1 rRNA gene (running past one end of the window) is annotated in these 272 nt (G+C 58.5%); it reads left to right on the forward strand.

Annotation, left to right across the window (positions count from 1 at the left end):
• Window positions 1-272: ribosomal RNA gene (locus tag ASD45_RS16675) — 16S ribosomal RNA — on the forward strand; its annotated part runs 754 nt beyond the window's last position; the annotation flags it as partial.

Below are 272 nucleotides of genomic sequence, written 5' to 3' on the forward strand. Positions count from 1 at the left end.
GGGGGTAAGTAGAGTGGCGGACGGGTGAGTAACGCGTGGGAATCTGCCTCGTAGTAGGGGACAACCCGGGGAAACTCGGGCTAATACCGCATACGTCCTATGGGAGAAAGGGGGCCTCTGCTTGCATGCTCTCGCTATGAGATGAGCCCGCGTCCGATTAGCTTGTTGGTGGGGTAAATGCCTACCAAGGCGATGATCGGTAGCTGGTCTGAGAGGATGATCAGCCACACTGGGACTGAGACACGGCCCAGACTCCTACGGGAGGCAGCAGT

Origin of the sequence: Pseudolabrys sp. Root1462 (genome assembly GCF_001426945.1) — a bacterium.
Taxonomy (GTDB): Bacteria; Pseudomonadota; Alphaproteobacteria; order Rhizobiales; family Xanthobacteraceae; genus Pseudolabrys.